Below are 13,087 nucleotides of genomic sequence, written 5' to 3' on the forward strand. Positions count from 1 at the left end.
CCGGGGCTTCACGAGGCGTTCTTCCGTGCGACGGAACGGGCTGCGCTGAGTGGCCCGATCGTCACGAGGACGGCCACGACCACGAGCAGGACCAGGCCGGCGACGAGCCAGCGGTTCCAGACCAGGCCGAGGACGATGACGCCGAAGGCGACCAGCGCGGTCCACATGTACATGATGAGCACGGCCTTGACCTGCGAGTGGCCGCGCTGGAGCAGGCGGTGGTGCAGGTGCTTCTTGTCGGCCACGAACCACCAGTTGCCGTTCCAGGTGCGGCGGACGTATGCCAGCGTCAGGTCGGCCAGCGGAATCGCCATGACGGCGATCGGCAGCAGGATGGGCAGCAGCGCGGGCAGGACATCACCGCTGCTGGGCGTCAGCGCGGACGAGTCGATCTGGCCGGTGAGCGAGATCGTGCTGCACGCCAGCAGGAGCCCCAGCAGCATTGACCCCGAATCACCCATGAACATGCGGGCCCGGTGGAAATTGTGCGGCAGGAACCCGGCGCAGACCCCCGCGATGGTCGCGCTGACCAGCGAGGCCGTCGTCGCCACGACGAACTGCTGCTGGTAGGCCAGCAGATAGGTGTAGACGAACAGTGCGAGCGCTCCGATGCCCACGACCCCGGCGGCCAGACCGTCCAGCCCGTCGATGAGGTTGATGGCGTTCACGCAGACGAAGATGTACAGCACCGTGATGAGCAGTGATGTCGGCGTGTCGAGGGCGATGATCTGGTGCGGCAGGCTCACCCAGTACATGCGCACGCCGTTGAGGACGACGACGCCGGCAGCGAGCACCTGCCCGGCGATCTTGGCCATCCACGGCAGATCGATCACGTCGTCGATGGCGCCGATGACGCAGATGACGGCAGCGGCTGCGAAGATCCCCAGCGCGTCGTGCGTCAGTGTGGCGTGCCGCCCGAGGAAGGGCAGGTGGATGGCCAGGAGGAAGGCGGCGAGGACGCCGATGAGCATGGCCATGCCCCCCAGGTAGGGCGTCGGGCGCGAGTGCACATCGCGTTCGCGCACCGGCGCGAGAGCGCCCGCACGCACGGCACCGCGTCGGCACGGCCCGCAGAACAGGAATGTGCCGAGGGCCGCGATGAGCATGACCAGGACGTATTCGCGCATGTGTCGCCTCAGGTCGTGGCCCGGTCAGGCGTTTCGGCCGGGTCCAGGGTCTCGGCGTCCGAGGTCTCGGCGGGGTCGCCGGGCTCGGAGCCGGCGTCCGGGTCGGGAGCCGGGTTCTGGATGTCCTCGAGGCCGGGGCTGCACTCGAGGAGCTCGTCGTAGCCGATCGCGCCGGTACGCAGGATGCGTCCGCCGTACCTCTTCGTGAAGTCGACGATCGTCGAGGCGGTCGGGCCGGGCGTCGGGCCCCCGTCGAGGTAGACGGCAACCGTGTCCGCGAGCATGGCCCGGGCCCGTTCCACGGTGGTCGCCGCCTCCTGACCGGAGATGTTCGCGCTCGAGACGGCGAGCGGTCCGGTGTGGCGCAGCAGCTCGCGGGCGTCGTCGTTGTCGGGGACGCGCACGGCGATCGTGCCACCGCTCTCCCCCAGGTCCATCTGCAGGCTCGTGGGCGCGCGCAGGATCAGGGTGAGTGCGCCGGGCCAGAACCTGGCCACCATGCGCTTGGCCCCCGGCGGAACGGCTGCGGCCAGGGCCGGCAGCATGGCGGGTTCCGCGATGAGGACGGGCGGCGGCATGTCGCGCCCGCGGTGCTTGGCGTCGAGGAGCTCCTGGACGGCCTGCGGCGAGAACGGATCGGCGCCGACGCCGTAGACGGTGTCGGTGGGCAGGACGACGAGCCGGCCGGCCTTCACGGCCCGCTGTGCCGCCGCCATCGCCTCGTCGTGCTCGGTGCGCAGGTCGAAGCACAGGGCGGGCACTGCGGCCGTCTCGTTCTCGTTGGCCTCATTCACGGTGCTCATTCTTCCACCTCATCCCGGGGCCGCCTCGGGGCGCGCACCGCACTGACGAAGCGGGGCAGGCCGGTCAGGTCCGGGTGGTCCTCGATCGTGTGGAAGAATCCGGTGTCGGCGAGCAGCTGCGGCGCCGAGCCGCCCTGCGTGTCGTCGTGCTCGGCCACGAGCCAGCCGCCGGTTCTCAGGAGCCTGGCCGCCGTGCCGGCGAGCACGCGCAGGGCGTCCAGGCCGTCCGCACCCGCGAAGAGGGCCTCGTGCGGGTCGTGGTCGACGACGTCGGCGGGCAGCTGGGACGCGGCGGTCTCGGGGATGTACGGCGGGTTGGCGACGACCAGGTCGACGTGTCCGTCGAGTTCGTGGAGTGCATCGGCCATGTCGGCGTGAACGACTTCGACGCCCCGCGGCTCCAGGTTCCGCCTGGCCCACTGCAGGGCCTCGTCGGAGTTCTCGACGGCCCAGATGCGTGGCCGCCCGGGGTACTCGTCGGCGATCGATGCCGCGATGACACCCGATCCGGTGCACAGGTCGACGACGACGGGCTCGGGGCCCGTTGACGGGCGCAGGGCGACGAGTTGGCGCAGCGCGAACTGGACGACGCTCTCGGTCTCGGGGCGCGGGATGAACACGCCCGGCCCGACGAGCACCTTGATCGTGCGGAACCATGCCACGCCGGTCAGGTGCTGGAGCGGTTCGCCGCTGCTGCGGCGGACGAGCAGTTCCTCGTAGCGGCGTGCCACGACGTCGTCGAGTTCCCGGGTCGTGGCCAGCCCCGACGGTTCCAGTCGTGCGGCATGGGCCAGCAGGAGCCGGGCGTCGGCGCGGGGGGTCGGCAGGCCGGCCCGGGCGAGGCGCTCGATGCCCTCGCGGATCATCGCCGCGGGACGGTTGGGGGTCATCGCCGGCCCACCTGGTTGAGACGCTCGGCCAGATCGGCCTCGTGAAGCGCCGCGAGGACCGGGCCGAGTTCCCCTGCGAGGACGGCATCCAGGTTGTGCGCCTTGAAGCCGATGCGGTGGTCGGTGATGCGGTTCTCGGGGAAGTTGTAGGTGCGGATGCGCTCCGAGCGGTCGACCGTGCGCACCTGGGAACGCCGGGCCTGCTCCGCGGCCGCGGCGGCCTCCTGCTCGGCGGCGGCGGCGAGACGCGCGCGCAGGATCCGCATGGCCTGCTCCTTGTTCTGCAGCTGGCTGCGCTGGTCCTGGCAGGTGACGACGATGCCACTGGGCAGGTGCGTGATCCGTACGGCCGAGTCGGTGGTGTTGACGCCCTGACCGCCCTTGCCGGTGGAGCGGTAGACATCGATGCGCAGGTCGTCGGGGTCGATCTCGATCTCGTCGTCCTCGACGTCGGGCATGACGAGGACGCCGGCGGCCGAGGTGTGGATGCGCCCGGACGACTCGGTGACGGGGACGCGCTGGACGCGGTGCACCCCGCCCTCGAACTTGAGGACCCCGTAGGGCGCCTCGTCGACGCCCTGGCCCGGGCGTGCGCGGAAGGCAACGGTGACCGACTTGTAGCCGCCAAGGTCGGTGCCCTCGGCCTCGAGCACCTCGACGACCCAGCCGGCGTGCTCGGCGTAACGCCTGTACATGGTCAGCAGATCGCCGGCGAACAGGGCCGACTCCTCACCGCCCTCGCCCGACCTGATCTCCATGATCGCGTCGTCGGCGTCGTTGGGATCGCGCGGCGCCAGGAGCCGGGTGAGCCGGTCGGCGGCGGCCTCACGGCGGGCGCCGAGTGAGACGACCTCGGCGGCGAAACCCGGGTCGTCGCCGGCCAGCTCCTCGGCGGCGGCGAGGTCGCCGGTGAGCCGGTCGTACTCGTCGAGGGTTCTCACGATGCCGATCAGCTCCGAGTACCGGCGTCCGAGGAGACGCGAACGTTTGGGGTCGCCGACCACCTCGGGGTCGGCCAGCTGGGTCTCGAGCTCGGCGAACTCGTCACGCAGTGACTGGGCGGCTTCGAACACGTGGCACTCCTTTCCGGGTCCGTCGGCTTCCGGCGGTCGACCCGTACGACGGGCAGGTGGGCCAGGGACGACTCAGGCGCCGAGGGAACTCCCCCGGCGCCTGAGTGGGACGAGAGCCTACTTGGCTCCCTGACGCTTGCCGTATCGACGTTCGAAGCGCGCCACACGACCACCGGTGTCGAGGATCTTCTGCTTGCCGGTGTAGAAGGGGTGGCAGTTGCTGCACACATCGGCCGTCATGGTCTGGCCGGGGTAGGTGCTGCGCGTGGTGAACTCGTTGCCGCAGGTGCACACGACCCTGACGTCGTGGTACTCGGGATGGGTGGCCTTCTTCATGTTCTTCTCCTGTTTCCTCGTTCCGGGTCGCCCTCGTGGGGCCCCGCGCGAAGTGCGGGGCGGGCGTGAACCGGAGCGCCGCTCAATGGTAGCCGACGGGTCCAGGTTCATCCAGCGTGCCCGACGGCCAGCGCCGGGGCAGGACCCGCGTCAGTCACTACCGGGTGTCGTCCGGGAGATGACGACCAGGAACTCCGAGTTGTTGCGGGTCTTGCGCAAGCGGCCGAGCAGGGTCTCCGTGGCCTTCTGCTCGTCCAGGCCGGACAGCACGCGCCGCAGCTTCCAGATGATGTCGCGTTCCTGGGCGCTCATCAGCAGCTCCTCACGACGAGTGCTGGACGCGTCGACGTTGATGGCCGGGAAGATGCGCTTGTCGGCGAGCTGGCGCGACAGGCGCAGTTCCATGTTGCCGGTGCCCTTGAACTCCTCGAAGATGACCTCGTCCATCTTGGACCCGGTTTCTACCAGCGCGGTGGCGAGGATCGTCAGCGAACCGCCGTTCTCGATGTTGCGGGCCGCCCCGAAAAACTTCTTGGGCGGGTACAGGGCCGCGGAGTCGACACCGCCGGACAGGATCCGGCCCGACGCCGGGGCGGCCAGGTTGTAGGCGCGGCCGAGGCGGGTGATCCCGTCGAGGAGGATCACGACGTCACGCCCCAGCTCGACCAGGCGCTTGGCGCGTTCGATGGCGAGCTCTGCGATGGTCGTGTGATCCTCGGCGGGACGGTCGAAGGTCGAGGCGATGACCTCGGCCGTGGTCGTGCGCTGGAAATCGGTGACCTCCTCGGGACGCTCGTCCACCAGGACGACCATGAGGTGCACCTCGGGGTTGTTGACCGTGATGGCGTTGGCGATGTTCTGCATGACCATCGTCTTGCCGGCCTTGGGCGGCGAGACGACCAGCCCGCGCTGCCCCTTGCCGATCGGCGACATGAGATCGATGATGCGGCCGGTCATGTTGGTCGGCGTCGTCTCCATGCGCAGGCGTTCCTGCGGGTACAGCGGCGTGAGCTTGGCGAATTCGGGACGTTGCCTCATGTTCTCCGGCGTGGTGCCGTTGACGGTGTCCAGGCGTACGAGGGGGTTGTACTTCTCGCGCCGCTCGCCCTCGCGGGGCTGGCGAATCGCGCCGGTGATGACGTCGCCCTTGCGCAGCCCGTTCTTGCGGACCATCGACAGTGAGACGTAGGCGTCGTTGGGCCCCGGCAGGTAGCCGCTGGTGCGGACGAAGGCGTAGTTGTCCAGGACGTCGAGGATGCCCGAAACGTCGAGCAGGACGTCGTCCTCGCGTACCACCGGGTCCTCGAGCTCGTTCATGCCGCCCCGGCGACGGTTCGAGCGGTCACGGTTGCGGCGTCGGCGCGAGCGGCGCGATCCGCCGGACTCCTCGTCGTCGCGACGGTTGCGGTCACGGTTGCGACGCTGGTCTCCCCCGTTGGTCCTGGCCGGCTCGGTTTCGCTCGATTTGCCGGAGAGACGGTCGAGCCGCGCACCGATCTCATCCGCGGTGTCGGGGTCGGTGCCCCGGGGTGTCCTGTCGTGCCCACCCGGGGCCCCCGGCTCGGCGGCGTTCTCCCGCGTGCGACGCTCTCCGGACAGTTGCTCGGCGGCCTCGAGACGAGCCGCCACGGCATCGGCGGTGGACAGCTTCTCCTCGAGTGGTCCCGCAGGCGCCTCGGCCTCGTGCCCGGCGACCTCCTGGTCCGCGTGGGCGTCGCTTCCCCTGCGGGTTCGGGCAACGGTTTTCCGGGCGCCCCCGCCGTCGCCGTTGACGCGGCGGTGGGCGGCCTGCCTGGGAGCCTCGTCCGCCTGCTCGCCGGTTTCCGGACGGTGGGCGCTGATCACCTCGACCAGATCGCCCTTGCGCATGCTTCCAGCGCCCTTGATCCCGAGTTTTGCGGCGACCGCCTTCAGCTCGGACAGTTTCATGGCGCTCAGCGCGGCGGTGGTGGAGCCCTCGCCCGCAGCAGCGGGGGAAGCCTGGGTTTCGGTCACTGGAATCCTTTCAACAACCGCATGTGACTCCCGCACTGTGCCGAGGAGTCCTGGTGGTGCCGTACCGGTTCACCGATGACGGCTGACGTGTGGTGCGCCCGGACATGCGCCGCGCGCACCACCGGGGATCGGCGTGCCCGTACTGCGCGTCACGGTGATGAGGGATCGGTTCGGCGAGTCCCGGATCGCGGAGGCCGACGCGACGACAGCACGCGGCGGGTCCTGGACGAATGCGGATCCGGTGACCGGCCCGTTCGGCTCAACACCCGGGCTCAGTGAGAACAAGGGCTGGGTGGCCCCGTCACGGGACAACTGTAGCAGCGCCGGGCAACAACGGTGGCGTCCCGTGCACCCCTGACCACGAGAATCTGGCACACGTCTCAACGGGCCTCGATGGACTCCGCGGCCTGTTCGAAGAGGCTGGCCAGTGCGTCGTAGTCGGTGGCGACCGGCAGGTCGGGGAATTCGCTGATGACGTTCGGCGGCGGGCAGAACAGCGCACCGTAGTCGGCCTCACGCAGCATGCGGGTGTCGTTGTACGAGTCCCCTGCGGCCAGGGTCGTGAAGTTCAGCCCGCGGAAGGCCTTGACGGCCTCTCGCTTCTGGTCGGCCATGCGCAGCCGGTACCCGACGACACGATCGTTGTCGGTGACGAGGCTGTGGCAGAAGATGGTCGGGCGCCCCATCTGGGCCATCAGCGGGTCGGCGAAGTCGTAGAAGGTGTCCGACAGGATGACGACCTGCCACCGCTCGCGCAACCAGTCGAGGAACTCGACGGCGCCGGGCATGGGACCCATGTCGGCGATGACGTCCTTGATGACGCTCAGCCTCAGGTCGTGCTCGGCCATGACCGTGAGCCTGTGCCTCATCAGTTCGTCGTAATCACTGATGTCGCGGGTGGTCAGGCGCAGGTCATCGATACCGGTGGCCTCGGCGACACTGATCCAGATCTCGGGGACGAGAACGCCCTCCATGTCCAGGCAGGCAACGTGCATGGTGCTCGCGTCCCCCTCAGACGCCCTCGACGCGCATGAAACGCACCTGACCGTGAACGTAACCGGTCTTCTCCAGCTCGGTGATGCATGCCATGACATCGGCCTCCCGCGCCAGGTGGGTGACCATCGACAGGACGGCGAGGTCGGGATGCTCCTCGGGGCGCTCGGCGTGCTGATGCACCGAATGAATCGACACGCGGTGCTGGGCCAGCAGGCCGGCGACCGCGGCGAGCACGCCGGGCTGGTCGGCGACCTGGAATCTCAGGTGGTACCGGGTACGGGTCTGCCGCATCGGCGCGACCGCGAGCCCCTGGTACACCGAATGGGCCGGGTTCTCGACGCCGCGCAGCCTGTTGCGGGCAACGGTCACCAGGTCACCGGTCACGGCGCTGGCCGTCGGCGAGCCGCCGGCGCCGGGACCCATGAACATGAGCCGGCCCGCGTTGGCGGCTTCGATGAAGATCGCGTTGTTCGCACCCGAGACCACCGCGAGCGGATGGCTGCGCGGAACCATGACCGGGTGCACGCGCACCTCGATGCGGCCCTCGTCGTCGAGCCTGGCGACCGCCAGGAGCTTGATGACGCAGTCCGCCAGCTCCGCCGCCTGGATGTCCTCGCTCGTGACGCCGGTGATGCCCTCCCGGTAGACGTCGTCGATGCGGACCGACGAGTGGAAGGCCAGGGAGGCCAGGATGGCGGCCTTGGACGCGGCGTCGAATCCTTCGATGTCGGCCGTCGGGTCGGCCTCGGCGTAACCGAGTTTCTGCGCGGTGGCGAGGGCCGTCGCGAAGTCCTGATGCTCGGTGGTCATCTTGTCGAGTATGTAGTTGGTGGTTCCGTTGACGATGCCCATGACGGCCAGGATCTGGTCGCCGACGAGTGACTCGCGCAGCGGTCGCACGATCGGGATGGCGCCGGCCACTGCGGCCTCGTAGTAGATGTCGACGCCCTTGCGCTCCGCTGCGGCGTAGATCTCCTCGCCGTGCTTGGCCAGCAGCGCCTTGTTGGCCGTGACGATGGAGGCGCCGTGCTCGATGGCGGACAGGATGAGCTGGCGGGGCGGGTCGATGCCTCCGATGAGTTCGATGACGATGTCTGCGCCGCTGTCGGCGACCAGGGCGGCAGGATCCTCGGTGAGCAGTTCGTCGGGGATGCCCGGACGTGGCAGGGAGGCGTCACGAACCGCGACGCCGACCAGCTCGAGCACGCAACCGCTCTTCGCCGCGAGATCTGCACGCTGGGTCAGCAATGTATGGGCAACCTTGGCCCCCACGGTGCCGCAGCCGAGCAGTGCCACCTTCAGGACGCGTTGAGTGGTTGAATTCTTCGTTTCGTCGGTCATCTCGCCCTCTCAGTCACCAACATCCAGGCTCATCAGATCATCCATGGTCTCACGGCGAATCATAGGGTGCAGCGCGCCCCCGCTCACGCGCACCACGGGAGGACGCAGCGCGTGGTTGTAGTTGCTGGCCATCTCGCGGCTGTAGGCACCCATCCCCGGCACCGCGATGAGATCGCCGGGAACGATGTCGCCGGGCAGGAAGACGTCGCGCACCAGGATGTCGCCCCCCTCGCAGTGCTTTCCGACGACGCGGGACAGCACCGCGGTCTCGTCGGAGATCCGATTGGCCAGGACGCCGGAGTACTCGGCCGCGTACAGGGCGGGACGGATGTTGTCGCTCATGCCGCCGTCGACGCTCACGTACAGGCGCTGGGCACCGCCGTCAAGGTCGACGACCTTCACCGTGCCGACCGTGTAGACGGCCATGGTGCTGGGCCCGGCGATCGCCCGGCCGGGCTCGATGGACATCCGGGGCACGTCGATGTTGTAGGCGCGCGCCTCGTGCTCGACGATGTCGCGCAGTCCTGCGGCCAGGTGCTCGGGAGTCGCCGGGGAGTCCGCGCTCGTGTAGGCGATCCCGAAGCCACCGCCCAGGTCGAGTTGGGGCAGGTGGGAGCCGGTCGCGTCGGCGAACTGGCTCATCAGTTTGATGGTGCGACGCGCGGCGATCTCGAAACCGCCGGTGTCGAAGATCTGGGAGCCGATGTGGCTGTGCACGCCGAGCAGCTCGATGTAGGGGCTGTAGTGGCAGCGGACCATGGCAACCATGGCCTGGCCGTTGGCGATCGAGAAACCGAATTTCTGGTCCTCGTGGGCCGTGGCGATGTACTCGTGGGTGTGCGCCTCGACGCCGGGGGTCACGCGCACCATGACCCTGGCCTGCCAGCCGCCCGCGCTGCACAACTCCTCGATGCGGGCGATCTCGTCCAGCGAGTCGACGATGATGCGGCCCACGCCGTTGCGCAGCGCGAGCTCGAGTTCGTCGGGGGTCTTGTTGTTCCCGTGCATGCCGATCCGGTTCGGATCCATTCCGCCGGCGAGGGCCACGACCAGTTCGCCCCCGGAGCAGACGTCGAGGTCGAGGTCCTCCTCGGCGATGATGCGTGCGATCGTCCGCGTCAGCATCGCCTTGCCGGCGTAGTAGACGTCCCAGCCGGAGAATGCCCTGGCGAACTCACGGGCTCTGGACCGGAAATCGGCCTCGTCGAAGAGGTAGACCGGTGAACCCTCCCGCTCGATCGCGGTTCGCACGTCGACACCGCCCACCTCGAGGCAACCGGCCTCGTTGCGCCTGACCGTTCGACTCCACAGCGCCGGGTCGAGGGCATTGGGGTCGTCGGGCCGGGTGAGCCATTGCGGGCTCGGGGCTGCGACGTCGGCGTGAACCGCGCCGGCAACATGCATATGAGTCACGATGCACAATCCTTCCAGACCGGATCGAAGCTTTCCAGACGAAGGCCCGGCCACCCGCCGGCTCCAACGGCCCCGGCGCGGCGCCATTCGCCACCGCCCTCACCAGGGCGCTATGCTGAAGCGCGGCCCACCAGATCGGGGGCCATGCTCCCGTAGCTCAGGGGATAGAGCACCGCCCTCCGGAGGCGGGTGCGAGGGTTCGAATCCCTCCGGGAGCGCCCTACGACCGAACCTACCTCGCGCATCGGCGCGGGGCCTTGCAGCTGAATGGGCGGTGCTCGCCACCTGGCCGCGGAAGGGGCACGATGACGGCAGACCAGCCACTCATCGGTACCGGTGCCACCGCCGCCACCCCTTCGGGCCTGTCCACCCGCATCTCGCGTCAGATCACGCTGGCCTTCACCCGCGAGCGCCTCCAGTCGGGTCGCTTCCTGCTGTTCTTCTGGTTCGTCGCCCGTCTGGTCATCTGCTGCATCTGGGCCTTCCTGACCCCCTCGACGCAGGGAGACGTCGTCTACTACTACGAGAAGATCCAGGTCTTGTTCGACTCCGGGCCGGCGAGCACGCTCACCGAATACCCCACCCCGGTCATCGCCCTGCTGGTCGTCCCCTACCTGCTCGGGTTCGGCACCCAGCACGGTTACGTGGTGGCCTTCGCCCTCATGATGCTGGCCCTCGACGCGGCCTTCACCTGGTCGCTCTGGCACACCGGTGGCGCGATGAAGGGGCAGGCGGTCGTCTTCTGGACGCTCTTCCTGGCCCTGGTCGGTCCGACCGCCTATCTGCGCTTCGATCTTCTCACCAGCGTCCTCGCCGGCTGGTCCGTCATCTTCCTGCTGCGCCGTCACCACGTCACCGCGGGCGCCCTGACGGCGGCGGGTGCCGCGGTGAAGCTGTGGCCCGCGCTGCTGTGGCCGGCCCTGCTGCCCGGCTCCAGGCGCCAGAAGATCACCACGACGGCCGGTTTCGCGGTCACCGGAATCGTCCTGGTGCTGGCCTCCATCGGGTTCGCCGGCTGGGACCGCCTCATGTCGCCGCTGCACTGGCAGTCGGGGCGGGGCCTGCAGATCGAGTCCATCGCGGCCACGCCGCCGATGCTCGGACGAGCACTCGGGACCGGTGACTACGTGGTGACCCTCAGCCGCTACCAGGCCTACGAGATCTGGGGGCCGGGCGTGAGCGCGATCGTCGCGGTCGCCGACATGGCCTTCTACGTGGGCATCGTCGCCGCGCTTCTCGCCTATCTGGTGTGGTTGTGGCGTGGCCATGGCCGCATCATCGAGGCAGTCGCCCTGCTGCAGCTGGTGATCCTCATCATGATCGTCACGAACAAGACCTTCAGCCCGCAGTACATCATGTGGATCGGTGGCCCTCAGGCAGCCGCGTACGCCGTGCTCGGTGCGCGCAGCCAGCGCACCGAGAGCTTCTTCACGGATCGTTCGCGCATGAACGCGATCTCGATGTGGATGCTCGTGGCCACCGCCTTCACCCTGCTCGTCTATCCGCTCAGCTATGACCGCCTGGTCAGCGACTGGAACGTCAGCGACGAGCTGCTGCGCCTGCCGGCCACGGTGCTGCTGGCCCTGCGCAACGTCGCGGTGGTCATCGTCCTGGGGCTCGTGGTGCGCTGGGTGTGGAGCTACCTGCGCCCGTCGGCGGTCAGGGCCGTTCGCGCTCGACGTGGCGGGACCGTCCTCCCCCCTGGTCCAGGACGATGAGGAGCCGCCCGACCATGCAGCAGCTGTCACCGCACGACGACCGAACCCCGACCCCGGGGGGCGGCTCAGCCCTCTGGCTGATCGGATTCTGGACCCTGAGCCGGATCGTCATGCTGTTCCTGTGGCAGGCGCTGTGCAGCTTCGTCCGCAATGACGTGAACTACTACGCGATGTCCGTTTCCGGTCTGCCCGTCCCCGTCCTGACGGACCTGACCGGCGTCCTGATCGAGTACCCCACTCCCCTCGTCTGGCTCATCCAGGTGCTCGAGTGGCCCTCAGCCGGTTCGGTCGATCTGTACGTCCTGCTCTTCGCGGTACTCGTGGCGACCGCCGACGGCGTCTGCTGCGCCATGCTCCACACCTTTGAGAGCGCCCGTGCGGCATGGGTCTGGGCGGCCTGCGGCGCCCTGCTCGGCCCGTTGCTGTGGTTCCGACTCGACATCGTCCCGGCCCTGTGCGTACTGGGCGCGCTGCACCAGATGAGCCGCCGGCCCGCCCTGGCCGGCGCGCTGCTGGCGCTCGGCGCCGGGTTCAAGCTGTGGCCGGCGCTGCTCGTCCTGCCGATGCTGGGCCGCTCACGCACGGCCCGGCGCCGTGGCGTCGGGTTCGTCCTCACCGGCATGGTGCTCGTCCTGCTCTCGGTGGCCACATCCGGTCTCGGCCGGACCGTCTCGCCGCTGACCTGGCAGTCCGAGCGGGGGTTGCAGATCGAATCGGTCTGGGCCACTCCGCTCATGCTCGCCCGTGCTCTCGGCGCCACCGGCGTGGACGTCCAGTTCAGTGATTTCAAGGCCTACGAGGTCTTCGCCGCCTCCGTCGGAGGCTGGCGGATCGCGGCAAGCGCGGCCATGATCATCCTGGTCGCGCTGTCCGTGGCCCTGTCGGCCGTCCTCGCCCTGCGCGAGCAGGAGCAGGCCCCGATCTCACCCGGCACTCCCCCCGGTCACGAGTGGGCCGTCCGGCTGGCGGTCCTGGCGATCATCTGCGGATGGATCGTGGCGAACAAGACCCTCAGCCCCCAGTACATGACCTGGCTCTTCGGCCCGCTGGCCCTCGTCGCCTCGGGGCTGGGCACCCCCGACAGGGCCGGAGCGGCCAGGCGACTCGTGGCCGCCGGGCTGACCGCGACGGCCCTGACCCAGCTCGTCTATCCCCTCACCTACAGCGGCATCATCTCCGCCCTCGATCCGAACATCGGGTCGACGATGATGCTCGTCCTGCGCAACCTGTGCGTCGTCGCGTTGGCCGTCCTTGCCTGGGTCGAGGCCTTCGTCGCCGCGCTGGGTCTCAAGCGGTCGGCGGCGTCCCCACTGTCTCCCCGTGACGAACCCCGATCCGCTTTGCCAACTCAGTCCTGATTTGTCAAGTCAATGATGATGAAATGATCAGAAAGTG

The 13,087-nt window shown here is 69.0% G+C and carries 11 protein-coding genes and 1 tRNA gene; 3 read left to right on the forward strand and 9 right to left on the reverse strand.

Features of this window, described 5'->3' with window-relative positions; translation table 11 throughout:
• Window positions 1-8: 8 nt before the first annotated feature.
• From PROPJV5_RS01050 to lysA, 9 genes are all read right to left on the reverse strand, one after another.
• The gene (locus PROPJV5_RS01050) at window positions 9-1,127 is read right to left on the reverse strand and encodes an MraY family glycosyltransferase (protein ID WP_119714491.1); all 1,119 of its coding nucleotides are present in this window, start codon (window positions 1,125-1,127) and stop codon (window positions 9-11) included.
• Between the two features lie 8 nt (window positions 1,128-1,135).
• Window positions 1,136-1,930: an L-threonylcarbamoyladenylate synthase gene (locus PROPJV5_RS01055; protein ID WP_119714492.1), complete on the reverse strand. Its 795-nt coding sequence runs from the start codon at window positions 1,928-1,930 to the stop codon at window positions 1,136-1,138.
• A complete protein-coding gene (gene prmC, locus PROPJV5_RS01060; protein WP_239018337.1) occupies window positions 1,927-2,820 on the reverse strand; it encodes a peptide chain release factor N(5)-glutamine methyltransferase in 894 nt (297 codons plus the stop codon). The genes PROPJV5_RS01055 and prmC overlap by 4 nt, the downstream gene beginning before the upstream one ends.
• Window positions 2,817-3,893, reverse strand: coding sequence for a peptide chain release factor 1 (gene prfA / locus PROPJV5_RS01065; RefSeq protein WP_119714493.1), 1,077 nt, complete (start codon window positions 3,891-3,893; stop codon window positions 2,817-2,819). The genes prmC and prfA overlap by 4 nt, the downstream gene beginning before the upstream one ends.
• 117 nt (window positions 3,894-4,010) lie before the next feature.
• Window positions 4,011-4,229, reverse strand: a complete 219-nt coding sequence (rpmE, locus tag PROPJV5_RS01070) for a 50S ribosomal protein L31 (protein ID WP_119714494.1) — start codon at window positions 4,227-4,229, stop codon at window positions 4,011-4,013.
• Between the two features lie 150 nt (window positions 4,230-4,379).
• Window positions 4,380-6,158: a transcription termination factor Rho gene (gene rho, locus PROPJV5_RS01075; protein ID WP_119714655.1), complete on the reverse strand. Its 1,779-nt coding sequence runs from the start codon at window positions 6,156-6,158 to the stop codon at window positions 4,380-4,382.
• A gap of 446 nt (window positions 6,159-6,604) precedes the next feature.
• Window positions 6,605-7,219, reverse strand: coding sequence for a bifunctional phosphoserine phosphatase/homoserine phosphotransferase ThrH (gene thrH / locus PROPJV5_RS01080; RefSeq protein ID WP_119714495.1), 615 nt, complete (start codon window positions 7,217-7,219; stop codon window positions 6,605-6,607).
• A 16-nt stretch (window positions 7,220-7,235) separates the two neighbouring features.
• Window positions 7,236-8,561, reverse strand: coding sequence for a homoserine dehydrogenase (locus PROPJV5_RS01085; protein WP_119714496.1), 1,326 nt, complete (start codon window positions 8,559-8,561; stop codon window positions 7,236-7,238).
• Window positions 8,562-8,570: 9 nt separating this feature from the next.
• The gene (gene lysA / locus PROPJV5_RS01090) at window positions 8,571-9,974 is read right to left on the reverse strand and encodes a diaminopimelate decarboxylase (protein ID WP_119714497.1); all 1,404 of its coding nucleotides are present in this window, start codon (window positions 9,972-9,974) and stop codon (window positions 8,571-8,573) included.
• A 146-nt stretch (window positions 9,975-10,120) separates the two neighbouring features.
• Between lysA and PROPJV5_RS01095 the strand changes: the two genes are divergently transcribed.
• The 3 genes from PROPJV5_RS01095 (at window position 10,121) to PROPJV5_RS01105 (ending at window position 13,050) form a co-directional block, all read left to right on the forward strand.
• Window positions 10,121-10,192, forward strand: a tRNA-Arg gene (locus tag PROPJV5_RS01095).
• Window positions 10,193-10,279: 87 nt separating this feature from the next.
• Window positions 10,280-11,692, forward strand: a complete 1,413-nt coding sequence (locus tag PROPJV5_RS01100) for a glycosyltransferase 87 family protein (RefSeq protein WP_119714498.1) — start codon at window positions 10,280-10,282, stop codon at window positions 11,690-11,692.
• A gap of 14 nt (window positions 11,693-11,706) precedes the next feature.
• A complete protein-coding gene (locus tag PROPJV5_RS01105; RefSeq protein ID WP_182858515.1) occupies window positions 11,707-13,050 on the forward strand; it encodes a glycosyltransferase 87 family protein in 1,344 nt (447 codons plus the stop codon).
• Window positions 13,051-13,087 lie beyond the last annotated feature (37 nt).

The organism is Propionibacterium ruminifibrarum (assembly GCF_900289195.1).
Lineage (GTDB): Bacteria > Actinomycetota > Actinomycetes > Propionibacteriales > Propionibacteriaceae > Propionibacterium > Propionibacterium ruminifibrarum.